Source organism: Acidimicrobiales bacterium, from assembly GCA_033344915.1.
Classification (GTDB): Bacteria; Actinomycetota; Acidimicrobiia; order Acidimicrobiales; family Aldehydirespiratoraceae; genus JAJRXC01.
In genome coordinates, this window is the sequence record JAWPML010000001.1 from 2,804,688 (window position 1) to 2,828,040 (window position 23,353).

Consider the following 23,353-nt stretch of genomic DNA (forward strand, 5'->3'; position numbering starts at 1 on the left):
TCGGAGGACAAGCCATGAGTGACGAGACCAGCCCCCGGCTCCGGGAGTTCCAGGAGCACGTCGACGAACTGAAGCTGCACGGCGGAGGTGCCAATCCCGAGCGCACCGCGGTTCGACTGTCGATCGTGCTCTTCGTCGTCGCGGTCGTGATGGAGGTCGTCGCCTACTCGGGCTCGCGCAACACGTCCAGCAGCCTCGAGCAGAACGACTTCCTCATCCTCGCCATCCTCGGCGTCGTCGTCGCACTCGGTGCGGTGGCGCTGTTCGTGCGGGCCTCGATGACGCGCTACCTGCGCTACTGGCTCGTCCGACTCATCTACGAGGATCGGGCGGGCACGGACCGCATCGTCGAAGCGATCGAGGAGAGCAACTGACATGACGCACCCGATGGACGGCATCGGTGCCGTCGACTGCATGATCTCGTTCCCGGCGGCCGACTTCACCCAGTACGACTTCATCCGCGACCAGCTCAAGGACAGCGAGTCGACCGACTTCGAGTTCCCCGTCGAGTACATGTTCAAGGGCGTCCCCAAGGAGCTCTACGGCAGCGACGACCCGATCTCCCTGACGCTCGGCGAGATGGACAAGTACGGCATCGAGTGGGGGCTGATCGGATGCGAGGGCGAGGTGAGCCAGACGGCGCTGCGCGATCATCCGGACCGGTTCGTGGCGCAGAGCAACTGCGACCCCAACGACGTGGTCGGTGCCGTGCGCAAGATCCGTCGCGAGCACGAGGAGTTCGGCACGCGATCGGTCGGCGCGTTCCCCGCCGGCTGCAACCCGCAGGTGCCGATCGACGATCCGAAGTTCTATCCGATCTACGCGACGTGCTGTGAGCTCGACCTCCCCATCTTCGTGTGTGCGGGCGTGCCCGGACCCCGACTCCCGATGTCGCCCCAGCACGTCGAGCGCATCGACCAGGTGATGTACGACTTCCCCGAACTCACCTTCGTGACCCGCCACGGATGCGAACCGTGGGAGGACCTCGCCGTGAAGCTCATGCTGAAGTGGCCCGGCCTGCACTACTCGACCTCCGCGTTCGCGCCCAAGCACTACCCCCAGGCGGTCATCGACTACGCCAACACCCGCGGGGCCGAGAAGGTGCTCTACGCGGGCTACTTCCCGATGGGCCTGTCGATCGAGCGGATCATGACGGAGATGCGCGACGTCCCCTTCCGTGATCACGTGTGGGAGCCGTTCCTGCGGGGCAACGCGGCCCGTCTGCTGAAGCTCGACTGACCGCCGTCAGAAGTCGCCCAGGCGACCGGCGATCGGCGCATCCTCGGGGTTGATGTCCTCCAGCTCGCGCCGCGCGGTCTCGGGGTAGAGGAACGCGACCATGGCGGCGACGACCAAGGCGCCGATCCCGAGCAACGCGATGCCGCGGCCGAGGCCGCCGTAGCGGTCGTCGAGTCGTCCGGCGATCACGAGCCCGAGCGCCGAACCGGTGACGGTCACCGTCGTGATGATCGCGTTGGCCCGGCCTCGCAGCTGGGTCGGGAAGAGCTCGGGTCCGTAGACACCGAGGGCGGGCACGGCCGCCGCGCTGAAGATGATGGTGATCACCGCCAGCCCCCACATGCCGAGGCCGTCCGTTTGGTACGTCGCCACCATCGCCGCGCCGCCGACGAGGATGCTGACGGCGCCGACCCGTCGCCGACCGAACCCTTCGGCAAGACGTCCGCCGATGACGATCCCGAGGATCCCGGGAAGCGACGTCGCCATGCGAAACAGCGAGATCGTGCCGGCCGAGAATCCCCGCTCGTCCTTGAGGAAGTCGTTCAGCAGCTGGTGGGCCGGGGCCTGGAACGAGGCGTGGATGAAGCCTGCGGTGCCGAGGAGCAGCAGTCGGCTGCGGAAGTGGCGGCGGGCATCGGGTTGGCGACGCAGCTCCTCGTCCTCGTCGCTCGACTCCGCGGCCAGGAACCGGCGCGACTCCGGCAGCGTTCGGGCGATCGAGCGACACGCGGGGAGAAACGCCAGCGGCACCAGGAACAGGAGGCGCCAGGTCCAGTCGGCGAGGCCGGCCACCGGCAGGAGCATGATGGCGAAGAAGCCGCCGGCACCGCCGGTCATCACGAGCATGCCGATCGCGTAGGCACGGCTGCGGGCGCCGACCTCCTCGGCGGCGACCACGCCGAGCAGGATGCTGGCCGTGGTCGCGAGGCCCCGGGTGAGGGTCTGGGAACCGGCCAGCAGGTAGATGTTCGGCGCCACGGCGCCGAGCGCGGCCGTGACGCATCCCGCCGCCACCGTCCCGATGAGGATCCCCCGCCGACCCCGACGATCGGCGATGCCGAGCAGCACGAGCGACATCAGCACGCCGATGCGCACAGAAGCGAGTGCGTTCCCCTGCGCCGAGTCGGACACACCGAAATCGTCGACGGCGAACGTCATCGTCTGGGTCGTCACCGCGGTGGCGTAGCCGATCACGAACGCCAGGGCGCAGAGCAGGCCGAGCATGTGCGACACCCGGGCGTTCTGCCGCTCCGGGGGGATCCACCACGGCCAGCGGGTCGCGTCGGTGGAGATCTCCCCGACCTGGCGACGGATGTTGCGGTGGAACACCGCGCCGAAGAACGGCATGGCGACGCGATAGCGGACCGTCTGCACGACCGGCCACGAGCCGTCGCGCTCCTCTCCGATCTCGACCTGTCGCTCGTACGCGTGGAACGGGCCCTCCACGAGCTCGAAACGCCCCGGCTCGGCCTCGGCTTCCAGGACGAAATCGTCGCGTGGCGTCTCCAGTCGTCGGCGGGTGGCGTCGTCGACGAGGAGTTCGGTGACGACGACGGCCTGACGCATCCGGGCAGCCTGTCAGACCGGCCGGTCACGATCGAAACAGCCATCGCCTCCCGAGCCGACCCAAGGCACGAGGGCCGGCTCGAGGGGTGTGGCGCCCGTCAGCCCAGCGGTGCTTCGCCGGGGTCTGCGTCGTCGCGAACGAGGCGTCGACCGGTGGCGATCGTCGCGAGAGCCAGCGCGCCGCTCACGATGAGTGGGGTCGAGCCGGGCGGAAGTATCGCCAGGATCGTTTGCATGTCGGCACCTCCGATCTCTCTCGAACGTCGTTGTCCCCGAATCGTCGGCGCGCCGAGCGCTGGGGTTGACCCGAAACCGTCGAAGCACCCATGCGGTGGTGACGCGATTCCCGGGACGGAGGTCCCGGGCCGTTCAGCCCACGAAAAAGTGACACTCCCGGGGGTGAGCGTCCCCCGGGAGTGTCCAAGACAGAACGCACCTCGCTGGACAGGAAGGGTCGGAGCGTTCCGCTGCTCAATCGGCGCGTGGCGAACCGATCTGAGGTTTTGCGGGACCGCTCGGTCCTCTCAGATCGAACGGCCCGCCTCGGACCAGTACTCGTCCTTGAGCAGCCGCTTGTAGAGCTTCCCCGTCGGGTGGCGGGGCAACTCCTCACGGAAGTCGATGGTCCGGGGGCACTTCACGTCAGCGAGCTTCTCGCGGCAGTAGGCGACCAGCTCACGCGAGAGAGCGGCCGCAGCGGCATCGTCCGCAGGCATCTCGACCGGCTGGACCACGCCCTTGACCTCTTCGCCGAAGTCGTCGTTCGGCACGCCGAACACCGCCACGTCCTCAACCGCCGGGTGCATGGTGAGCACGTCCTCCGCCTCCTGCGGATAGATGTTCACCCCGCCCGAGATGATCATGTACGCCTTGCGGTCGGTGAGATACAGGAAGCCGTCCTCGTCGAGGCGGCCCACATCGCCGAGCGTCGTCCACCCCTCCGGGTGCCGCGAGTCCGCCGTCTTCTCGGGGTCGCCGTGGTATTCGAACTCGGCTTCGCTGTCGAAGTAGATCGTGCCCTCCTCGCCGACGGGCACCTCCTCGCCGTCGTCGCCCACGATGTGGATCACCCCGAGGATCGCCGTGCCGACGGTGCCCGGATGGGCGAGCCACTGCTCGCTGTTGCAGTACACGAAGCCGTTGCCCTCGGTGCCGGCGTAGTACTCGTGGATGACGGGCCCCCACCACTCGATCATCCGGCGCTTGACGTCCACCGGGCACGGTGCGGCCGCGTGGATGCAGGCCCGCAGGCTCGACACGTCGTAGGCCGCGCGCGTCTCCTCGGGCAGCTTCAGCATCCGGACGAACATCGTCGGCACGACCTGCGACATCGTGATCTGGTACTTCTCGATCAGCCGGAGATAGTCCTCCGGGTCGAACCGCTCCATCACGTAGACCGTGCCACCCGTGATGTGCACGCCCATGCAGAACCGCAGGGGGGCCGCGTGGTACAGCGGGGCGGGCGACAGGTAGCGCTGGTCCTCGTCGAAACCGAACAGCAACGAGCCGAGCCCCGACACCCCGGTGCCGGCCTGGTCGAGCGGGGTCGCACTCACGGTCGGCAGGATGCCCTTCGGGCGTCCGGTCGTGCCCGAGCTGTAGAGCATGTCGGTGCCGGCGACGCGGTTCGACAGGGGCGTCGAGGAGGCATGCTCGATCGCGGCCTCGTAGCTGTCGTAACCGTCGATCGTGGCGTCGACCATGAGCCGGAGTTCGACCGCCGGCATCCGGTCGCGCAGCTCGGCAGCCTGATCCGCCTTGTACGGCGACGTGATGAACACCTTCGCGCCACAGTTCTCGATGATGTACGCCATCTCGTCGGTCGTGAGTCGACTGCTCATCGCCGTGTAGATCAGCCCGGCGTAGTGCGCGCCCCAGCAGATCGCGAGGAACCGGGGGTGGTTCTCCATGCAGAACGCCACATGGTCGCCGGGTTCGAGGCCCATGGATCGAAAGACGTTCGACAGCCGGTTGGCCTCTTCGTCGAGCTCCGCGTAGGTGATGACGTCACCCGTGGCGGCCATGACAACGGCGGGATGATCGGGGCGGGCGGCGGCGTGACTTCCGGGGTACAACGATGCTCCTCAGTCGGGACCTCGGGAAGTTAGCGCCGCTCAGCCGTCGCCGTCGACGCCGAGTCGGCGCATGAGGTCGCGCACGCGCCCCTCGATCACGTCGCGGATCGGACGCACGGCGTCGACCCCTTGACCGGCCGGGTCGTCGAGCGGCCAGTCCTCGTACACCGTCCCCGGTACGTAGGGGCACTCGTCGCCACAGCCCATGGTGATGACGACGTCGACGGCCTCGAGGTCACTGTCGGCCCAGCGCCGGGGCCGGGCGGCGGAGATGTCGATGCCCAGCTCCGCCATCGCCTCGACGGCGGCGGGGTTGACGGCGTCACCGGGGGTGGACCCGGCGCTGAGGACCTCGACGCCGTCGCCGCCGAGGTGGCGCAGGAATCCGGCAGCCATCTGTGACCGGCCTGCGTTGTGGACGCAGAGGAAGAGCACCGCGGGAATCTCACCGGCAACCGGGATCATGTCCGTCATGGGCCGTGACCGTAGCCAGCGTGGGGGTTCGGACGGTGACGTCTGCGGGTACGGACGGTGAAGTCTGCGGGTTCAGACGGTGAAGCCACCGTCGACATCGAGGTGCTGGCCGGTGATGAAGCGAGCCCGGTCCGAGGCGAGGAAGCAGACCGCCTCGGCGATGTCGGCGGCCACGCCGAACCGACGCATCGGGATGTTGGCGCGGGCGGCATCGAGGGCCCGTTCGTCCAGGTCGCCGTCCGCCATGAGCCGCTGCGCCATGCCGTCGGTCAGCATCCCCGGGCCGACCGTGTTGGCCCGCACGCCGAACCGCCCCTCCTCGGCCGCGAAACCGCGCACGGCCGCCTCGACCGCGGCCTTCGGGATGGACGACAGGCCGTCGCGCACGGGGAACCGCCGAGTGGCTGCCGTGGTGACCGCGACGAGATTGCCCTCGACCTCACGAAGGAATGGAAGCGCCGACTGGGCGACGGCGAAGAATCCCGCCGCGTCGTTGTCGAGCTGTTCGCGGACGACGCCGGGATCAACGGTGCTGAGATGCTTCTGGGGGACATGCGGCCCCGCGGCGTACACGAGCGTGTGGATGCCGCCCGCCGCTTCGGCGACCGCGTCCACGGATGCCTTCACCTGGGCGTGGTTGGTCAGGTCGAGGCCGACGGCCCACGCTCGCCGGCCCCACTCGCTGATGTCGGCGGCGAGGGCCTGGGCGGCGTCCTCGTTGCCCCGATACGTGAGCGCGACGTCGCTGCCCCGCACGGCGAGCTCCCGGCAGATCACCGCGCCGAGGCCACCGCTCCCGCCCACGACGAAGGCCGCGCCACTGCGGGCGGCGAAATCGGCGGTGAGGTCGGTGCCGTGCTCGGTCATGGCGAAAGCGTGACCCAAACCCCGCACCGATGCCACCTTCTAGGATCACGCCATGCGCATCGGCGTGTCGATCTCATCCACCCAGTTCGTCGAGAACCACGCCGAGGGCGCGCAGCACATCGTCGACCGGGCCCGCGCGGCACGCGACGCGGGCCTCGACTCGCTCAGCCTCGGCGACCACCACTCGATGGCGATCCCCTACTACCAGAACGTGCCGATGGTCGGCCGGCTGACCGCCGAATGGGCGCCGGATCGACCGCTCGGCTGTCTGTTCCTGCTGCCCCTGTGGAACCCGGTGCTCGTCGCCGAACAGATCGGCACGCTGGCGGCCCTTCACGCGGCGCCGTTCATCGTCCAGACCGGCATCGGCGGCGGCGCCGATCAGTTCGCGGCGATGGGGGCGGAGCTGTCCACGCGTGGCACCGTCCTCGACGAGGCGATCCGGGTGGTCGCCGCACTGCTGGCCGGCGAGACCGCATCGAGCGAACGCTTCGGCATCACCGACGCCCGGGTGAACCCCCGACCGCCGGCCGGCGTGGAGTGGTGGATCGGTGCAGGCGCCGACGGTCCGTTGCGCCGGGCCGCCCGGGTCGGCGATGCGTGGTACGGCGGACCGAACGTCACCGCCGCGGACGCGCCGCGGATGCTGGACGTCTACCGCAGCGAGGCGAACCGCCTCGGCCGGCCCCATCGGGCGATCGTGCGCAAGGACGTGATCATCCTCGAGGACGCGGCCCGGGCCGAGGCGCTCGGCGACGACCTGTTCGCGGCCGGCTATCGGGGCATGCCCCGCGAGGCGATCGTGTACGGCGGCGTCGAACGGGTCACGGCGGAACTCGGCGAGTACGCCGCGCTCGGCTTCGACGACGTGATCATCCGCTGTATGACGATCCCGCAGGCCGACGCGCTGGAGACGCTGACGCTCGCCGGGCAGGTCAGGTCCAGGCTTCTCGCCTGACCTCCCAGATCACCTCGACACCGACCTCGCCGACGGCGCTGATCTCCGCCTCACGACGGACAGCCTCGGTGAAGCCGAGCTTCTCGGCGACCCGACCACTCGCCCCGTTCGCCGCGTCGTGGTGGATCACGACCGCGTCGACGTCCCGCAGCCCGAAGGCCGCGTCGGTGAGCAGCCGGGCGGCCGCGGTGGCGATTCCGGCGGCGGCCCGATCGGACCGCACCCAGTAGCCGACCTCCAGTCGCCCCGGCCCCTGTCGGGTCATCAGGCCGCACCCACCGATGACCTCGCCCGTGACGGGATCGGTCATGACGTAGTTGAACTCCCGTCGCTCCCGCCAGAACACCTGCCATGTCGCCAGGACGTCGAGCGTCACCTCCCGCGATTGCGGCGCGTCGTCCTGCGCCCAGTTCATGAACCGGCGGAGCTCGGCATGGCTCGTCTCGACGGCCGCGTGGAGTCCGTCGATGTGGCTCGGCCGGGCCCGGAGCAGGACGACGACGTCGCCCACGAGGCGATCGGGGGGTTCCAGACGATTCATCGCCGTTCAGGCAGGGACGACCTCGACGGGGATGCCGTTGAGGACCGCGTTGCCCGACAGTGGATCGATGGCCTCCGGGTCCGTGAGCACGTTGCTGTTCACACCGGCATGTTCGGCCGCGATGCCCATGCGGATGCCGGGTTTCGAATGCCCCCAGCCGTGCGGGAGGCTCACGACACCCGGCATGACCGAGTCGGTCACCTCGACCGGTGCGGTCACCTCGCCGACCCGGGACCGGACGATCGCCGCGTCGCCATCGGTCAGGCCGAGGTCCGCCGCGTTGTCCGGATGCAGCTGCAGCGTGCAGCGCGGCTTTCCCTTCACGAGCACCTGGACGTTGTGCATCCAGGAGTTGTTGCTGCGCAGGTGGCGCCGGCCGACGAGCCGGAGGCGATCGTCGTCGGCCCACTCGGGCAGCCGATCGGCGAGGCGCTCCAGGTCCTGCGCGAACGGACCGGCGAACAGGTCGAGACGCTGCTCCGGCGTTCGCAGCAGTGCAGGCAGCCGCGGCTCGAGCGCGCCGAAGTCGATGCCGTGCGGGTTGTCCCGGAGCAGCGCGAGCGACAGCCCGCCCTCGACGGCCCCGAACCCGTCGCCGCGCGGACCGGTACGCAGCATCGCGTCGAGCAACCGCTCACTCCCGCTGTCGCCGTCGACCATCGCCAGCAGCTCGTCGAGGTCGCGACCGGCGACGGGCGACTCGGGGGTGTCGATCTCCGCCTGGAGCAGTCCGGCCAGCACCTGTCCGTGGAGAACGTCCGGATCGGCGTCGGGCCCGAACCCCAGGGCGATGAGCGCGAGCTTGGCGAGGATGTCCTCCTCGGTCGGACCGTCGGCCTCGAAGATCGCGGGCGAGAAGTTCGCCACGTTGCGGATGCTGAGGCCGGTGAAACTGAGGTCGTAGTGGCTCTTCTCGAGCGAGCCCGGAGGCGGGAAGACGACGCTCGCGTGGCGCGTCGTCTCGTTCAGGTAGATGTCGACGCTGATCATCGCGTCGAGCGAGCCGAACGCCTCGTCCATCCGTTCGCCGTCCGGACAGCTCAGCACCGGGTTGCCGGCGACGGTGAACAGCATCCGTAGCTGCCCGTCGCCCTCGGTGAGCACCTCGTCCGGCAGGTCGGCGACCGGGAACTCGCCCTGGATCTCGGGCCGGTTGTTGACCCGACTGTGACGACGGCCGACGCGGTACGGGCGACCGGGGCGTTCGGCGCGGACCCGCTCGTGCGACGCATGGGGGAACATCATCCCGCCCGGTTCGTCGAGGTTGCCGGTGAGGATCGAGATCACGTCGAGCAACCAGGTGGTGAGTGTCCCGAACTCGACCGTGCACACGCCGATGCGGCCGTAGACCGCCGCCGACCGCGCGGCTGCGATCTCGTCGGCCAGCGCCTCGATCGTCACGCCGTCGACGCCCGTCGCCGCCGCGGCGAGCTCGGTCGTGAACGGCGCCACCGCGGCGCGCAACTCGTCGACGCCGTCGACGAATGCCATGAACCGATCGTCCGGCGTCGCGCCACCCTCGAGCAGGCGCCGCACGACGGCCGCGAGGAGCACCGCGTCGGTTCCCGGCTTCACGGGAATGTGGAGATCGGCCTGCTCGGCGGTCCGGGAGCGCCGCGGGTCGATCACGATGACGCGACCTCCGCGTTCCTGCACCGCCTCGATCCGGCCCGGGAAGTCCGGCGCCGTGGCGATGCTGCCGTTGGACGCGTAGGGGTTGGCCCCCATGCAGACGAACAGATCCGTGCGGTCGATGTCGGGCACGGGCATGGACCCGCCGCTGCCGTAGAGATAACCCGATGCGACGTGCCGGGGCATCTGGTCGACGGTGCTCGCCGAGAAGACTGCGCCCCCGCCGAGGGCCTTGATGAGGTGACGGGTGTGCGTCGTCGCCCCGAGCACGTGGGCGCCCGGGTTGCCCAGGTACATGCCGACGGCCTCGTTGCCGTGGGCGGCGCGCACCTCGCCGAGCAGCCGGTCGGCCTCGGCGAACGCCTCGTCCCAGGAGACCTCCTCGAAGATCGGCGCACCCGCGTGGTCGAACCCGCGGCGGATCACCGGCTGGCGGAGTCGATCCGGGTCCTCGTGCAACTGCTTCAGCGTGGAGCCCTTCGGGCAGATGAACCCGTGGGAGAACACATCCTCGCGATCGCCCCGGATGCGGCGGACGGCGCCGTCGGTGATCTCGATCTCGAGGCCACACGTCGCCTCGCAGAGGGGGCAGGTGCGAAAGACGGTGCGATCGGCGGTGTCGGTCATGCGGTCATCGTGGCACGACACCCGGTTGCGGTCACGGCCACGGCTCGCCGGCGACCGCTAACGTCGGGCGATGCGGTCCGGGCGATCCACCGGCGTCGAGCGTTCCCGGGCAACCGAGTTCAGCGCCGACGGGGTCACCAAGTACTACGACGACCTCGCCAAGGCGACGGCGGCCGCCGCGAAATACCAGGCCCTCGCCGCCATCGGCGGGACGCGGTTTCGCAGTCCGGTCGTGCGATCCGTGTCCGACGACCCGCCCCGCATCGAGTTCGAGATCCTTCCCGCCGCCCGCACCGCGGATGCCGCAGTCGTCGCCGCGCTCCGCGACCACGACGAGCCAGACGCCCGCGCGATCGTGGCCGCGGTCGGGACGGCCTTGGCGGGCATCCACGACGATCTCGATCTCCCGACCGCGCAGGAACGGTCGCGGGCCCCAGCCCTGCGCGACGCGCTGCCGCCCGGCGGGTTGAGCCGATTCGCCCCGAGCACGCTAGTCACGCTCCACGGCGATTTCGGCTTCTCGAACGTCTGGCTCGCCGACGACGGCGTGCCCGTCATCTTCGATCCGGAGCCGTCGCGCTACACGAGCAACGCCATCGACGCGGTCGATTTCCCGGAGATGGACCTCGCCACGTACGTCACGTGCCTGGCGGGTCGGGCCGCCCGCCTGTCCGATGCCCGGCTGCTCCGGCGGCACGCCTCCGAGCTGATCCCGGCGTTCCTGTCGGCCTATCGCGAGGCGAGAGCCGACTCGGCCGGCGCCTGCGACGGTGAGCGGCTCGCGTGTCTCGTGCGCGCCCAGGTACGCGCCTATCGGCGCATCGCGACCTGGCGCAGCGGACTCGGCGTGGCCCTCGCCGCCCGGCGAGCCGCGGCGATCAGCGGGCGGGGCTGACGCGGCGGAGCAGGGCCAGCGGCCGCGGACCGCAGATGCCGTCCGCGTGGGTCGACGACTCGAGCACCTCTGCGGACCAGCGCTTCTCCATTGCCGCGAAGTTCTCCGCCGTGACCTTTGGATCCTCGTTCTCCTTGCCCTCGAACACGAGGTACTCCCACGGGATCTCGGCAACCCCGGTCGGGAACGACACGTGGTGCCACGCCGCGAGGAAGAGGCAGACCGAGCCATCGACCGGCAGCCACGTCGGCACGGCGGACGCGAAGTCCGTGTCGTCGTCGATCGACACGCCGTGCACGCTGCTCCGCCCCGCGCCCAGCGAGCCGAGGAGTTCGTCCGCCGCGGCTGCGACGCCCGGCAGATCCCAGCCCACGGCCCATCGAGCGCCGCGGGCGAGGGCTTCGCCCATCATCATGCCGCTGTTGCAGCACACGTCGAAGACCGTGCGACCGGCGAACCCGCCACCGTGGCGGGCGAGCATCGCTTCGATGGCCTCGATGCGTGACGTGGTGTCCCGTCGGCCCGGCGCCGCCCGGCCCGGCACGTCCTGGTAGAGGAAACGTTCGCCGCCGTTCACGACGCTGAGGACGTCGCCGAAGTGCAAGGTCTCCTCGTGGCGGTCGATCACCCGATCGGTCAGCGCGGTCCGCGCCACGCCGCGGGCAACGGCTTCGGAGCCGCCCGCGTCGGTCACGACGACGCCCCCCGATGCCGTGGCGACCGCGTCGTAGGGGCGAGGGCCACCATCGAGCCACGCCGCGGTCACCGCGACCGATCGGGCATCGACGCTCGCTCGATCGCCCGTACCGAGCACCAGGTACTCGGCGTCCGGCGGGAACACCGCGGCCGCGGGCCCGAACACGGACGGGGCCGCGGACCCGGGGGCGACGACGAGTCCGTCGTCCACCTCGGCCACGCCGACGCCGGCAGCGGACGCCCGTGAGCGAACCGCCTCGACGCCGAGGTCGGACCATCCCTCGAGCGGCGCCTGCCAGGCCTCGTCGCCACCGCCGTCACCGTCGCGACGCGCCTTGGCCCGTCGATAGCGGGCGAGCTTCAGCGCGACCACGCCTTCCTTGGCGAGGCGATGCGCGACCGGGACGCGCTTGAGCGACCGCCGCGCCACATTGCGCACGGCGGCGCGTACGCCGGTGGTGCTGACCTCAGCCATCGCGCCGAGGGTACCGGTCGGCCCTGCGCCGAGACAGAGGCGACCGGCTCAATAGTCCAGATAGCCCTTGAGGCTCTCGACGGCCTCGATGAACTCCTCGACCATCTCCATGACGACCTGGGTGGACGACTTGCGCTGGTTCATGTTCCCGACGATCTGCCCGACGAAGTAGTTCGACAGCTTCTCCGCGCCCGACCCGGCGTGGTGCGACGCGCGGTTGATCCGTCGCTGCGCCTCCGCGGTGAGGATGGGCTGGAGCGGCATGCCGAGGGGGTCGGGCGTGTCGGGGCTCTCCCATTCGTCCGTCCAGGCCGACTTGAGCATGCGGGCGTGCTTCCCCGTGAGCGACCGGGAGCGGATCGTGTCGGCCGACGTCGCGGCGAGGAACTTGTCCTTCACGACCGGATGGGTCTCGGCCTCGTCGGTGGTCAGCCAGACCGACCCGCACCACACGCCCTGCGCGCCGAGGGCCATCGCCGCGGCCATCTGCCGCCCGCGGCCGATGCCGCCGGCACCGAGCACCGGTCGTGACGTGGCGTCCACGATCTCGGGGATGAGGACCATCGTGCCGATCTCGCCGGTGTGGCCGCCGGCCTCGGACCCCTGGGCGATGATGATGTCGACGCCGGCCCGCTCGTGGGCCTCGGCATGCGACGGTCGTCCGGCGAGGGCACCGACGACCCGGCCCGCACCCTTCACCGCGTCGATCATGTGTTGGGGGGGCGGGCCGAGTGCGTTGGCGACGAACGCGGTCTTCTTCGCCAGGGCGACGTCGATCTGAGGACCCGCCGCGTTCGCGGAGAACGGCGCCGCACCGCTGCGGTCCATGCCGCCCTGACCGCGGCGCTCGTCGTCGTCGCTCTCCGGCAGCGGCGGCACGTCGTAGCGGGCGAGGATGTCGTCGAGGAACTCGCGGTGCTCCGCGGGGATGAGCTGGATCAGATCCGCGGTGGTGTAGCCGCCCTGGTCGTCGCCCGCGTACTTGGCGGGGATGATCAGATCGACGCCGTAGGGCTTGTCGCCGATCTCGTCCTCGATCCAGTCCAGGTCGATCTCGAGCTGCTCGGGCGAGTGGGCGACCGCGCCCAGCACGCCGAGGCCGCCGGCCTTCGAGACCGCGGCGACCACGTCGCGGCAGTGACTGAACGCGAAGATCGGGAACTCCAGATCCAGCATCTCGGTGACATCGTTCTGCATCGCGCTCTCCCCGGCAGGTCGCTTCCGACGCTATCGGAGCAGTTCGCGATCGTTCACATCTGGACGGACCGTCGCGGGGTCGTCGATTCTCGTGAAGGATTCAGTGGCGCATGACGTCCAAACACTCGTGAGAGGAAAGATGTCGTCGACGAACGGCCTCGAGACCGCAGCGCGACGCGGGGACGAACACTCGTTCACCGCGCTGCTCGAACTCCACGACGAAACGATGCGCCGTCTCGCGTTCCGGCTTCTCGGGTCCGCCGCGTCAATGGACGACGCGCTGCAGGACGCCTATCTGAAGGCCTTCCGGAACATCGGCCGGTTCGAGGGACGATCCGCATTCGGCACGTGGTTGTACCGGATCGTGTACCGCACCTGCGTCGACCATCTGCGGGCGCGGCAACGTCACACCCACCTGGCGCTGGGCGAGGCACCCGTCCTGTCCAGCCCCGATCCCACCGACGCCGCACTCGACGTCCACCACGCGATCCATCTGCTGGCGCAGCTCCCGATCGACCTCCGCGCCGTGGTCGTCCTCGTCGACGGTGAGGGAATGAGCTACGCCGACGCCAGCGCAGTCCTCGATGTGCCCGAGGGAACGGTGGCGAGCCGTCTCCATCGCGCGCACCGCGACCTGCGTCGGATCGCCGACACGGAAGGAGGCCTGAGATGAACATCGAAGAGTTGCTCCGGGACACACCGACTCCGAGCCACGGCGACGGCTTCTGGGATGCGGTTCGCGCCGAAGTCCGTGCCCACGCACGCGAGCCGAACTCCGGTCCTGCCGTGACCGACGAGGTCGCAATCATCGAGCCTGCTGAACTCCATGCCGCGGGACCCGATGGGCGGCCCCAGGGCGCCCGGCCCTCCCGCCGGCGATGGCTCGTCCCCGTGGCGGTCGCGGCGGCGATCGCCCTCGTCTTGTTCGGATTGTCGGCCGAGGACGAGGAACAGCCGGCGGTCACGGACGACCGGCCCGTGCCCGGCGACGCGGAGGTCGGCCCCGAGACGCGATCCGTGCTGAGTCCGCTCGTGCAGCTCGGGAGCCTGCTCCTCGAGCAAGCAGAGCTCGAACTCTTCACCGTTCGGGTCGATCCGGATCATCGCGGCTACTGGCGAATGATGGCGCTCACCGAGTTCGAGGACGGGATCTGGCGCCGCTCCTCCAACTTCGACCCCGCAGTCGGCGCAGTCGAATCCGGCGTCGCCGAGGGCGTCTCGCGCACAACGGTTCGCCAGGAGATCACCGTCTCCGGGCTCGACGGCATCTACCTCCCCGCGGCCTTCGAGGTCAGCCGCATCGTGTTCACGGACGGCGTCGAACTCGAGTACGAGGTCGAAACCGGAGCGCTCGTCGTCGAGCACGGCCTCGCCGAGATACCCGATTCGTTCACCTACGTCATCGAGTCCGCGGTCCCCGACTACGACGTCGACAGCCTGCCCGCGGACGCCGGGGCAGGGGTCGACGACGCCTTCATGGAAGAGCACACGCAGCTCCCGCCCGTCTGCTCGCCGGGCTCGACCGCGGCCGGTCGGGAGTGTTGGCCCGAGGAGATCTCGGCGCTCGCTCGCGAGGTCACCGCCGGCCAGCAGACCGACCTCGCTCGCGCCGTCGCGCTGCAGAGCTTCTTTCGGGATCCCGAACGCTTCGTGTACGACCTGGACGTCGCCCTCGACCAGTCAGCGGCCGACATCGAGAGCTTCCTCGCCATCGGGCGCGGATACAGCGAACAGTTCGCCTCGGCCTTCGCCGCGATGGCTCGCAGCATCGGCATCCCGTCGCGCGTCGCCGTCGGATTCACCTGGGGCGAGTACGACTCGGCCCTCGACGAGTACCTCGTGTCGGGGAAGCACGCCCATGCATGGCCGGAGCTGTACTTCGCCGATGCCGGCTGGATCCCGTTCGAGCCGACTCCGGGGCGGAGCTCGACGGGGGAACAGTCGGTTGCCCCGACCGACCACACCGGACTCAACTGGACCCGAGCCGCGGCACCTCCCGGGAGCGCCGCGACGATCTCGTGGGCCGGTTCGACCTTCGCCGCGGGCACGACCGAAGGGCTCTTCCTCAGCGCCGACGGGGCGAGCTGGTCGAAGGTCGAGAGCGTCGCAGGTGTCTCGATCGAGGGCGCGACGGGCGACGGCGAGTCGATGGTCGCCTGGTCGGATTCCGACGCGAGGCTGTGGTCCAGTGTCGACGGCGGGAACTCGTGGACCGAGATCCCGGCCGGCGACCTTCGGCCCCCGGACCTCCGCGATCCGGCGCTCGGCGCCAGCGTCGAGTTGGCGGCCGCAGCGGTCACCGGACGCACCGTGGTGGTGGTGGCCATCCAGGACGTCGGACTCGACGATGCCCTCGCCGCCCTCCGTAACGGAGGCGTGCCGGTCCCCGACGTCGTCGTGGGCCCGTGGCCCGGACCGTTTCGCGTGGTCCCGGCCGCGGACCCCGCCGACGCGCCGACGATCTCGTACTGCCCGGCGTTCGACACGGATACGGGCGAGTGCCCGACGGAGTCGGACTGGGACTCGTACACGCTCGCCGACTTGGGAATCGATGAGTCCGCGGTGGCTCGCTGGGACCCGCACCCGCTCGTCTATCGGTCGGTCGACGGTGAAGCGTTCCAGCGGGTCGACGGCGCGCCCGAAGCCGCGCTCCTGGGAGTCGCCGACGGGAGCTTCGTCGCTGTGGCGGGTGACGCGTTGGCCGTTTCGTCCGACGGTGTCGAATGGCGCGAGCGGCCCTTCGACGGCTCCCTTCGCTCGGTCACGTTCGCCGACCGTGCCATCTACGCAGGGCGGGGCGCGGGGATCATCCGGTCGGACGACCTTGGGCTCACCTGGGAGTCGGTTCGGGTCGAAGGCGGTCACGCGGGGTTCGGGATCTCGGCCGGCCCGGCCGGCATCATCGCCTATGGCCTGCTCGACACCGACGATCTGAGCGACCCCCGGGTCGTCGCCTGGTCGACGGCCGACGAAGACGAGTTGTCGGACTGGACGCTCACGGAGACGATCCTCGCGTCGGACTTGAGCGTGATGTCAGCAGCGGTCGGGACCGATCGGGTCGTCCTCCAACTCACGTCGGGAGTCAGTGGCTCCTCACCGGAGCCGAGCGGGATCGCCGTTGGCGTCGTGGTCTCTCCCTGAGCCCGCAGACGCTCGCATGGCCGCTCGGCCGCCGGATTTCACGCCACCGGAAGGATGCGCGGCTCGAGTCCGTCTCATGAACGAGACAACGGACGGAGCGGGCAGATGGCTCGAAAGGCGGAAGCGGTGGTCGTCGCGGAGAACGCGGCCGAACGAGTCAGGCGCGCAGCGGCGGTGCCGCTGATGCTGGGCGTCATGGCCCTCCTCGCCACGATCTACGGCCACACCGCGAGCCCCCATCGTGCGGCTCCGGACGACCCCGTTCCCGCGCCGGTGTCGTCTCGCGCGATCGATGACGACCCGCCGGAGGAGGAACCCGAGTACATCGAGGTGACCTACTGGGAGGCTGTGCGCGACGACGCGGCGGGGGCCTCCTTCGAGGGGGTCGCGACGCACCTGGGCCGAGCCTCGGGCGTGACGGTGGAGGGCTCCGTCTCGTGTCCGCAGGACGAGTCGCCGCCGACGCGACAGGTCATCGGAGGAACGATCACGTCGCAGTGGGGCGAGGAGATCCACTACACGGTCGGCACCTGCTCCGGCGATCCGGATGTCCGGGTCGTCACCGGAGGTTCGGGGCGCTTCGAGGGGGCGACGGGAGCCATCTCCACCGCCGCGAGCACGCTGCCCGAGTTCTCGAGCTTCGCGACGGGTCGGCTTCGGGTGCGCGCGGACCTCTGGGAGGACTGGCTGCCCTCGGCCCCGCGTTCGGCACCGCCATCCCCGGCCGGCCTCGTCGAACTGGCGTACTTCGAGGGACTCGTCGCGGTGGAGACCTCGGCGCCGGAGAGCGGCTGCGATCACAGCCTCACCCCGCTCGTCGTCTGCGACTTCCACGAAACGGGCGAGCTGCGCGGTCCGACGATCGGCGAGGCGACCTACGCCGCGACCGGCCATCGCGCCATCGGGACGAGCATGTCGTGCGACAACGACGACGGATCCACCAGCCGACCGGAGCTACGCCTGGCGACGGGCACGATCACCGTCGAGGGAGGCGATCAACTCTTCTACTCGTCGTTGGCCCGGCTCGGCGGGTGCGCCGACCACGGATCAGGCCTCGAGACGACGGTCACGTACCGCCTCATCACCGGGGGCACCGGGCGCTTCGAGCGTGCGCACGGGTTGATCTCCGGCGTCGAGGTCCCCGAACTGGGATTCGCCGCCATCGGCCTCGGAAGATTGTTCGTGCACGACGCCGGCGAGGGAAGGAACGCGGGAGCCGCTTCGTCTACTCGGGAAAGCACCCACACAGGAGCGGCGGAATGACTTCATCGGCGGACATCATCATCGAGGAGGAGCCGGCGGGTTCCCACGACCCGGCACGGCGGCGGATCTGGACGGTCCGAGCCGTCGGCGTGATCACGATCGCAGGCCTGGTCGCACTCGGCTGGCCGCTCGCCGCCCGTTCTCCGGCGAGCATCGAGCCCCTGGAGCTCGGCGCCGGCGGCGACTCGGCCTTCGCTCCCCCGGGACCGCAGGCTCCGGCAGCACCCCCGGCGGTCGCGGCGGCCGTCGAGGAGTCGGCGCCTACCGACGAGCCGGTGCCTGCGGCTCCTCCGGAGGAGTCGAGCGTCGACCCGATCATCGTCCCCGATCCCCGCCCTGGCGACCTCCGGGTGGACGCGAACGCGGACGTGTTGCCCACGGCCTACACCCCGGAGCCCCCACGGGCTCCGCAACTCGACGTCCCCTACGGACCCGATCCGGAGCAGCAGCTCGACGTGTACCTCCCTGCTCGCGACCACGCGCCCGCAGTCGTCTACCTGCACGCCGGCGGTTGGGTCGCGGGCGGCAAGGAACACCTGCCGGACATGGTCCTACGGTTCGCGGAACTCGGCTACGCGGTGGTGTCGGTCGGCTACCGGCTCGCCCCGGATCATCCGTTCCCGGCACCCGTCGAAGACGTCAAGCGCGCCCTTCGCTGGGTCAAGGTGATGGGCGAGGAGACCGGCGCCATCGACGGTGACCGCATCGTGCTCTACGGCGCGTCCGCCGGAGGCCACCTGGCAGCGTTCGTCGCGGCGACACCAGGCGACTTCGAACCGACCGGGTTGACGCCGGCGGAAGAACGCGTCGACTCGACGGTGGCAGGGGTCGTGAGCGTTGTCGGACCGACGGACCTCGTGTCCTTCGCCGACCACCCACACGACTGGGCGCTGACGCTGACCCGGGCGCACCTCGGCTGTGAGCTGTGCACCGACGAGACGCTGGCGCACGCCAGCCCGCTGTGGCGGCTCGGGGACGACGTCCCTCCGGCCTACTGGGCCGTCGGAGCCCAGGATCCGCTCGTCGATCCCGACACCCAGGGCGCCCCGGTCGCGGCCGCATGGGCAGCCGCCGGTGGGCCGCTGTCCTCGTGGTACGACGTCGTGGACGACGCGGGCCACAACATCGACGAGAGCATCATCAACCAGCGTTTCGTGGAGCTCTTCGTCGAGTTCGCCACCCAGGCCGGGTGATGCAGAAGCGGGTGGAAGGATTCATCTCCCTCGTGCGTCTCACCCATTGATGGAACACTCGAGGCGGCGGATCTCGCGAGGGAGGAGGGCGGTGGACCCGGTCACGCCAGCGGCAGATCTCGTTCGCGCTGCCCAGACCGGGGACCACCGCGCCTTCTCCCAGCTGATCCGCGACTGCGACGAGCGGATGCGCCGTCTCGCCTTCCGGCTGATGGGCTCGGCCGCCGCCATGGACGACGCGCTGCAGGACGCCTACCTGAAGGCGTACCGGAAGCTCGACACCTACAACGGGAGTGCCGCCTTCTCGACCTGGCTCTACACGATCGTCTACCGCACGTGCCTGGACCACCTCCGGCGCCGCCGCAACCGACGGGAAACCGACATCGATCTCGTGGCGGAGTCGGTGTCCGTCGGTGCCGACATCTCGAAGCAGGCAGTCGATGCCGATGCATTGGCGGCGGCGCTCGCCGACCTGCCGGCGGACCAGTGTGCCGCGGTGCTGCTCGTGGACGGCGACGGCCTTTCCTACGCCGAGGCCGCCAGCGTTCTCGACGTCCGCGAGGGCACCGTCGCCAGCCGCCTGAACCGGGCCCACGCCCGACTCCGAACCGTTCTCGGCGACCCGGGAGGTGATCTCGGATGAGCGCGCTCGGCGACCTCCTGAACGACCTTCCGGTGCCGGAGCACGGTGACGACTTCTGGGCCCGACTCGAGCGCGACCTCGTGGACGACACCCTCGTCGTCGAGCCCTCGCCCACCACGGTGGGCGAGGGCGGCGCGGACACGACCATCGAGCCCGACGGCGACGAACTTCGACGGCGACGAACGAGGCGATTCCTCCTCGTCGCCGCGGCCGCGGCTGCCGCGGTGATCGCCATCATCATCGGCTACGGCAGCCTGATCGAGGACAGCGGCCCCACCCGTGTCGTCGACGACCCGCCGACGCCGACGCCGACACCCACGGTCCTCGATCCCCCCGATGACGCGACCGTCCGGTCGGTCGGGGCTCTCGAATGGACCGAGACGGCCGCCGCGGTCCCGGAGAATGCGGCGACGGGGATGTTGGGGTTGGTGCCCTGGGGGCCGGCGGGCTTCTCGGCGTTCGACTACACCACCGACCCCGGGACGCTCTTCGTGTCTCGCGACGGCCGCTCGTGGAACGAGGAGGATCGACTGCCGGACGCGTTCGGAGCCCAGTGGATCGGGGGCCGGGACGACGACTGGGTGGCGACCGAATCCGGCAACGAATCCGTGCGGGTGATCGCCAGCCGCGACGCGGGCGACTCGTGGACCGAGCTCCCCGTGCTCGAGCCCGACCTCGTGCTGTCCGAGTCCGTGACCGGGTGGATCCAGGACGCATCGGCGTTGGTCAACGACGGCACGATCCTGCTGACCGTGCGGTTGCAGACCATCGTCGACGACATCGCGGTCATGCGTGCAGCCGGACACCGGGCCGAGGAGCTGATCATCCAGTGGGGATCGTGGAACGAGGCCGGCCACTATGTCGTCACCGCCTGCGATCGAAATGCCGTCGAGCCCGAGGCGAACCAGTTCCCCGCATGCCCGGACGCGGCGACCGACGAGTACGACCTCGGCGACCTCGGCGTCGGCGTCCCCTGGGGCAACGCCGTGAAGTGGTTCGTCTCGGACGACGGCGGGCCCTTCACCGAAACCGAGGGGCCCGGTGTCGCCGCTGCGGTCCAGCTCGTCGTCGGAGGCGAGTTCCTCGTACTCGGCCAGGTCCCGGCCGGGGGCACGTCCGCGTTGCACCGCTCTGCCGACGGAAGGGACTGGACCTCGGGGTCCTTCTCGGCCGAAGGAACCAACGACTTCCAGGCCCTCTCGCTCTTCTCGACGGGCGAGATCCTCTTCGCCATGCGCGACGGAGTCCTGATCCGCTCCCTCGACGTCGGCCGCACGTGGGAGGAGTTGGACACGCCGCCGGGCGAGATCGACCGTGTCGCCGTCGGCCCGGGTGGCATCGCGCTCGCCGGCCGGATCGACGTCGATCCGGCGGTCGCGGAGCCACCGGTGATCGAACGCGACGGCTACACCATCGAGTTCGTGCTCGGTGACGGGATCGTGGTGACCGACGGCGACGGCCGGACGATCCTGCGCACCGCTCATGGGCTCGAGTCCGAGACCCACACCGCCGAACAGGTGGACGACGGGCCGGTGGCCTATCGGCTCGTCGACGAGACGGGCGCGGTCGTCCTCGAGATCACCTATGAGGAGACGTTGGCCCTCGCCTTGCCGGGCAACGGCTCGGAAGGACAGCCGCCGACCGCGGTGATCGCCTGGTCGCCGGACGGCGCCGGACTGGTCTGGACCCCCGTCCACGAGGTCTTCGATCTCGACCCGTCCGGCACGCCGAACCTGAGTGTCCTCGGAGTCGGCGAGACCACGCTGCTCGCAGTCGTCAGCACGAGCGGGCCGACCCGAGAGGTCGACGCCCGAGAACTGCTCGACAACTTCACAGAGGTCGACCCGATTCCGGGCAACGCAACGGTGACCATGGCGGGCGAGTCGACCGTGCGCACCTACGTGGCGGATCTGCAGTGAGCACCGACGGGGCGGCGCGTCTCGGTCTGCACGCACTGCGTCTCCACGACGAGCGGATGCGCCGCTACGCGCACCGGATGGTCGGCTCACCCTCGGACATGGACGCGGTGCTCACGGTCGCGTACGCCGCGGCCCACCGCGAACAGGTCGACCGGGCCACGGCGCCGAGTCCACTGATCCGGCTGTACCGAGCCGTCCACCGTAGTTGCCGCGCCCATCTCAGCAAGCCGATCGAGGGGGACGGGGCCCCGGCACCGGAGGCGAACGCCGGGGTTCTCGGCGCGCTCGCCCTCGTACCGATCGACGACCGCGGTCTGGTCCTGCTCGTCGACGGCGAGGAATTGGCAGTGCCGGACGCGGCTCAGGCGGTGGAGATCGACGAAACCGGTGCGCCGGCTCGGCTCGCGCACGCCCGCGCCGTCATCACCGAAACCCTCGAGCACGATCGGGGGCAAGCATGAGCGATCTCTCCGATCTCCTCCGCGAGCTGTCCGTCCCCGAGCACGCACCGGACTTCTGGACGCGTCTCGAATCGCAGATCGACGCGGTGGACGCGACCGAGTCGGCGCGTCAGCGACGGCTCGCTCCCGTCCCGGAAACGGAACTCGTCGTCGTCGAGCCCGACCCCGGGGAGCCCGCGCCCCATCGGCTCCGACGTCGGGCTCTGCTGATCGCGGCCGCAGCGGCCACCGTGCTCGCGGTCCTGTTCGGATTGGGCGAGCTCGCGGACGACGGCGCCCCCGCGCCGACGATCACCGACGAGGATCTGCCGACGACGACCACGCGTGCGTCGACGACGACCACCACCACGACCGAGGGTCCGCCGGACTCGTCGACGGTCCCGGCGCCGGCCGACGACGGGAGTGCCGAGCTGCGTTCACTCGGCCTCCCCCTCGACTTTTCGAGCGCGACGGGTCTGACCGATCTCCAGCCTGTCGAAGTCGCGGGCTCGGGCTTCGATCCCGGAGCCTCGCTCGCCGTGTTGCAGTGCCACGGCCCGATGGACTCGCCGGACGACGGCAACCTCGTCGCAGCAGTGGACGGCTGCGACCTGAGCGGATATCGGACCCTCGTCGCCGACGAGAACGGCGAGTTCGTCACGACCTATCAACCCCGCCGATTCATGTCGAACGAACACGGGTCGTTCGACTGCGCGAACCCCGGACCGCCCAACGTGTGCGGCATCGCGGCGGGCGACACGCTCGACCTCACGAGCTTCGGGATCCGCGAGGTCACGTTCGCGGCAAGCGCCGACGCGTCGGCTGCCCCCCACCTCGTGGTCGATCGCAGCGTCCCCTTCGCCGCCGGCCAGACCGTGACGGTCACCGGCCGCGGTTTCGCGCCCGGCGAGCCGGTCGAGGTCGCGATCTGCTCGCTCGACGCCCCCGCGTGGAGTACGTGCCGGGGATCGACCGCGGCCTACCGGTTCACGGCCGACGGGAACGGCGAGTTCGTCGCCGAGATGCCGATGCACCGGATCGCCGGCGGAGCCGACTGCACGTCCATCCTTTTCGGGTGTCGCCTCGTCGGCTTCGGGGGCCGGGTGACCCATCCTCTGCTCCTCGAGTTCGACACGACGGAGGCCGCGACCGGTCCGGCCTCGTTGCCGGACGCGCGCGTTCCGGCCGATGCCGCTTCGGCGCGGCTGGAGATACCGACTTCCGAAGCGCCCGCCGGCTCGATGATCGAGGCGAGGGTCTGCACCGACGTCAATCGGCTTCCACCCGAACAGATCTGCGGCCCAGCCGTCTCGGCGACGGGGACGGGCGCGACGACGACCGTGGAGATTCCGGTCGGCACGACCATCGGCGACGGAGAGAGCGTCGCCGACTGCATCGACTGGCGATCGACCGCGACCGACTTGTGCCACCTCGTGGTCACGACCGACTCCTACCGCTATCCGCCCGTGAATCTCGTCTTCGAGCTGTGACGCGGCGCTGCGTGCGAAGCGT

Annotated in this window: 21 protein-coding genes; 12 read left to right on the forward strand and 9 right to left on the reverse strand. The window is 70.2% G+C overall.

The window, feature by feature from the left end:
• Positions 1 to 14: 14 nt before the first annotated feature.
• Positions 15 to 374, forward strand: a complete 360-nt coding sequence (locus R8F63_13470) for a hypothetical protein (GenBank protein ID MDW3219616.1) — start codon at positions 15 to 17, stop codon at positions 372 to 374.
• A gap of 1 nt (position 375) precedes the next feature.
• A complete protein-coding gene (locus R8F63_13475) occupies positions 376 to 1,239 on the forward strand; it encodes an amidohydrolase family protein (protein MDW3219617.1) in 864 nt (287 codons plus the stop codon).
• Between the two features lie 6 nt (positions 1,240 to 1,245).
• On the opposite strand, the gene R8F63_13480 is transcribed toward R8F63_13475, so the two are convergent.
• The 5 genes from R8F63_13480 to R8F63_13500 all read right to left on the reverse strand — a co-directional run bounded on the left by R8F63_13480 (position 1,246) and on the right by R8F63_13500 (position 6,221).
• A complete protein-coding gene (locus R8F63_13480) occupies positions 1,246 to 2,805 on the reverse strand; it encodes an MFS transporter (protein MDW3219618.1) in 1,560 nt (519 codons plus the stop codon).
• Between the two features lie 98 nt (positions 2,806 to 2,903).
• On the reverse strand, positions 2,904 to 3,041 hold the full coding sequence (locus tag R8F63_13485) for a hypothetical protein (protein ID MDW3219619.1): 138 nt from the start codon (positions 3,039 to 3,041) through the stop codon (positions 2,904 to 2,906).
• Positions 3,042 to 3,329: 288 nt separating this feature from the next.
• The gene (locus R8F63_13490; protein MDW3219620.1) at positions 3,330 to 4,880 is read right to left on the reverse strand and encodes an AMP-binding protein; all 1,551 of its coding nucleotides are present in this window, start codon (positions 4,878 to 4,880) and stop codon (positions 3,330 to 3,332) included.
• Positions 4,881 to 4,919: 39 nt separating this feature from the next.
• Positions 4,920 to 5,354: an arsenate reductase ArsC gene (locus R8F63_13495; protein MDW3219621.1), complete on the reverse strand. Its 435-nt coding sequence runs from the start codon at positions 5,352 to 5,354 to the stop codon at positions 4,920 to 4,922.
• A 72-nt stretch (positions 5,355 to 5,426) separates the two neighbouring features.
• Positions 5,427 to 6,221 carry an SDR family oxidoreductase gene (locus tag R8F63_13500; GenBank protein MDW3219622.1) on the reverse strand — a complete coding sequence of 265 codons (795 nt, stop codon included), beginning with the start codon at positions 6,219 to 6,221 and terminating at the stop codon, positions 5,427 to 5,429.
• Between the two features lie 52 nt (positions 6,222 to 6,273).
• Here R8F63_13500 and R8F63_13505 point away from each other — a divergent pair, with 52 nt between their 5' ends.
• Complete coding sequence (locus R8F63_13505; protein ID MDW3219623.1) at positions 6,274 to 7,179, forward strand: LLM class flavin-dependent oxidoreductase; 906 nt, start codon at positions 6,274 to 6,276, stop codon at positions 7,177 to 7,179.
• Here the strand turns inward: R8F63_13505 and R8F63_13510 are convergent.
• Positions 7,157 to 7,720 carry a GNAT family N-acetyltransferase gene (locus R8F63_13510; GenBank protein MDW3219624.1) on the reverse strand — a complete coding sequence of 188 codons (564 nt, stop codon included), beginning with the start codon at positions 7,718 to 7,720 and terminating at the stop codon, positions 7,157 to 7,159. The genes R8F63_13505 and R8F63_13510 overlap by 23 nt on opposite strands.
• Positions 7,721 to 7,726: 6 nt before the next feature.
• A complete protein-coding gene (locus R8F63_13515; protein ID MDW3219625.1) occupies positions 7,727 to 9,979 on the reverse strand; it encodes a molybdopterin oxidoreductase family protein in 2,253 nt (750 codons plus the stop codon).
• A gap of 70 nt (positions 9,980 to 10,049) precedes the next feature.
• On the opposite strand from R8F63_13515, the gene R8F63_13520 reads away from it, so the two are divergent.
• On the forward strand, positions 10,050 to 10,874 hold the full coding sequence (locus tag R8F63_13520) for a hypothetical protein (GenBank protein ID MDW3219626.1): 825 nt from the start codon (positions 10,050 to 10,052) through the stop codon (positions 10,872 to 10,874).
• Here the strand turns inward: R8F63_13520 and R8F63_13525 are convergent.
• Positions 10,858 to 12,045, reverse strand: a complete 1,188-nt coding sequence (locus tag R8F63_13525) for a hypothetical protein (protein ID MDW3219627.1) — start codon at positions 12,043 to 12,045, stop codon at positions 10,858 to 10,860. The two genes, R8F63_13520 and R8F63_13525, sit on opposite strands and share 17 nt — an antisense overlap.
• Positions 12,046 to 12,093: 48 nt before the next feature.
• Positions 12,094 to 13,242 (reverse strand): nitronate monooxygenase, encoded by a 1,149-nt coding sequence (locus R8F63_13530; protein MDW3219628.1) that lies wholly within the window; start codon positions 13,240 to 13,242, stop codon positions 12,094 to 12,096.
• Positions 13,243 to 13,381: 139 nt separating this feature from the next.
• Between R8F63_13530 and R8F63_13535 the strand changes: the two genes are divergently transcribed.
• The 8 genes from R8F63_13535 (at position 13,382) to R8F63_13570 (ending at position 23,331) form a co-directional block, all read left to right on the forward strand.
• On the forward strand, positions 13,382 to 13,915 hold the full coding sequence (locus R8F63_13535) for an RNA polymerase sigma factor (GenBank protein ID MDW3219629.1): 534 nt from the start codon (positions 13,382 to 13,384) through the stop codon (positions 13,913 to 13,915).
• The gene (locus R8F63_13540) at positions 13,912 to 16,383 is read left to right on the forward strand and encodes a transglutaminaseTgpA domain-containing protein (GenBank protein MDW3219630.1); all 2,472 of its coding nucleotides are present in this window, start codon (positions 13,912 to 13,914) and stop codon (positions 16,381 to 16,383) included. Before R8F63_13535 ends, R8F63_13540 begins: the two co-directional genes overlap by 4 nt.
• A gap of 105 nt (positions 16,384 to 16,488) precedes the next feature.
• Positions 16,489 to 17,646 (forward strand): hypothetical protein, encoded by a 1,158-nt coding sequence (locus tag R8F63_13545; GenBank protein ID MDW3219631.1) that lies wholly within the window; start codon positions 16,489 to 16,491, stop codon positions 17,644 to 17,646.
• The gene (locus R8F63_13550; GenBank protein MDW3219632.1) at positions 17,643 to 18,839 is read left to right on the forward strand and encodes an alpha/beta hydrolase; all 1,197 of its coding nucleotides are present in this window, start codon (positions 17,643 to 17,645) and stop codon (positions 18,837 to 18,839) included. Before R8F63_13545 ends, R8F63_13550 begins: the two co-directional genes overlap by 4 nt.
• A gap of 91 nt (positions 18,840 to 18,930) precedes the next feature.
• Complete coding sequence (locus R8F63_13555; GenBank protein ID MDW3219633.1) at positions 18,931 to 19,482, forward strand: RNA polymerase sigma factor; 552 nt, start codon at positions 18,931 to 18,933, stop codon at positions 19,480 to 19,482.
• A complete protein-coding gene (locus R8F63_13560; GenBank protein MDW3219634.1) occupies positions 19,479 to 21,401 on the forward strand; it encodes a hypothetical protein in 1,923 nt (640 codons plus the stop codon). The genes R8F63_13555 and R8F63_13560 overlap by 4 nt, the downstream gene beginning before the upstream one ends.
• A complete protein-coding gene (locus R8F63_13565; protein MDW3219635.1) occupies positions 21,398 to 21,862 on the forward strand; it encodes a hypothetical protein in 465 nt (154 codons plus the stop codon). The genes R8F63_13560 and R8F63_13565 overlap by 4 nt, the downstream gene beginning before the upstream one ends.
• Positions 21,859 to 23,331 (forward strand): hypothetical protein, encoded by a 1,473-nt coding sequence (locus R8F63_13570; protein ID MDW3219636.1) that lies wholly within the window; start codon positions 21,859 to 21,861, stop codon positions 23,329 to 23,331. The genes R8F63_13565 and R8F63_13570 overlap by 4 nt, the downstream gene beginning before the upstream one ends.
• The last annotated feature ends 22 nt before the right edge of the window (positions 23,332 to 23,353 follow it).

What these genes read in the sequence shown, in the direction of transcription:
- R8F63_13475 (MDW3219617.1), top strand. Translation starts at nt 376, where the DNA reads ATGACGCACCCGATGGACGGCATCGGTGCCGTCGACTGCATGATCTCG.
- R8F63_13500 (MDW3219622.1), bottom strand. Translation starts at nt 6,221, where the DNA reads ATGACCGAGCACGGCACCGACCTCACCGCCGATTTCGCCGCCCGCAGT.
- R8F63_13510 (MDW3219624.1), bottom strand. Translation starts at nt 7,720, where the DNA reads ATGAATCGTCTGGAACCCCCCGATCGCCTCGTGGGCGACGTCGTCGTC.
- R8F63_13485 (MDW3219619.1), bottom strand. Translation starts at nt 3,041, where the DNA reads ATGCAAACGATCCTGGCGATACTTCCGCCCGGCTCGACCCCACTCATC.
- R8F63_13540 (MDW3219630.1), top strand. Translation starts at nt 13,912, where the DNA reads ATGAACATCGAAGAGTTGCTCCGGGACACACCGACTCCGAGCCACGGC.
- R8F63_13520 (MDW3219626.1), top strand. Translation starts at nt 10,050, where the DNA reads ATGCGGTCCGGGCGATCCACCGGCGTCGAGCGTTCCCGGGCAACCGAG.
- R8F63_13560 (MDW3219634.1), top strand. Translation starts at nt 19,479, where the DNA reads ATGAGCGCGCTCGGCGACCTCCTGAACGACCTTCCGGTGCCGGAGCAC.
- R8F63_13470 (MDW3219616.1), top strand. Translation starts at nt 15, where the DNA reads ATGAGTGACGAGACCAGCCCCCGGCTCCGGGAGTTCCAGGAGCACGTC.
- R8F63_13570 (MDW3219636.1), top strand. Translation starts at nt 21,859, where the DNA reads ATGAGCGATCTCTCCGATCTCCTCCGCGAGCTGTCCGTCCCCGAGCAC.
- R8F63_13480 (MDW3219618.1), bottom strand. Translation starts at nt 2,805, where the DNA reads ATGCGTCAGGCCGTCGTCGTCACCGAACTCCTCGTCGACGACGCCACC.
- R8F63_13545 (MDW3219631.1), top strand. Translation starts at nt 16,489, where the DNA reads ATGGCTCGAAAGGCGGAAGCGGTGGTCGTCGCGGAGAACGCGGCCGAA.
- R8F63_13495 (MDW3219621.1), bottom strand. Translation starts at nt 5,354, where the DNA reads ATGACGGACATGATCCCGGTTGCCGGTGAGATTCCCGCGGTGCTCTTC.
- R8F63_13505 (MDW3219623.1), top strand. Translation starts at nt 6,274, where the DNA reads ATGCGCATCGGCGTGTCGATCTCATCCACCCAGTTCGTCGAGAACCAC.
- R8F63_13550 (MDW3219632.1), top strand. Translation starts at nt 17,643, where the DNA reads ATGACTTCATCGGCGGACATCATCATCGAGGAGGAGCCGGCGGGTTCC.
- R8F63_13535 (MDW3219629.1), top strand. Translation starts at nt 13,382, where the DNA reads ATGTCGTCGACGAACGGCCTCGAGACCGCAGCGCGACGCGGGGACGAA.
- R8F63_13530 (MDW3219628.1), bottom strand. Translation starts at nt 13,242, where the DNA reads ATGCAGAACGATGTCACCGAGATGCTGGATCTGGAGTTCCCGATCTTC.
- R8F63_13515 (MDW3219625.1), bottom strand. Translation starts at nt 9,979, where the DNA reads ATGACCGACACCGCCGATCGCACCGTCTTTCGCACCTGCCCCCTCTGC.
- R8F63_13525 (MDW3219627.1), bottom strand. Translation starts at nt 12,045, where the DNA reads ATGGCTGAGGTCAGCACCACCGGCGTACGCGCCGCCGTGCGCAATGTG.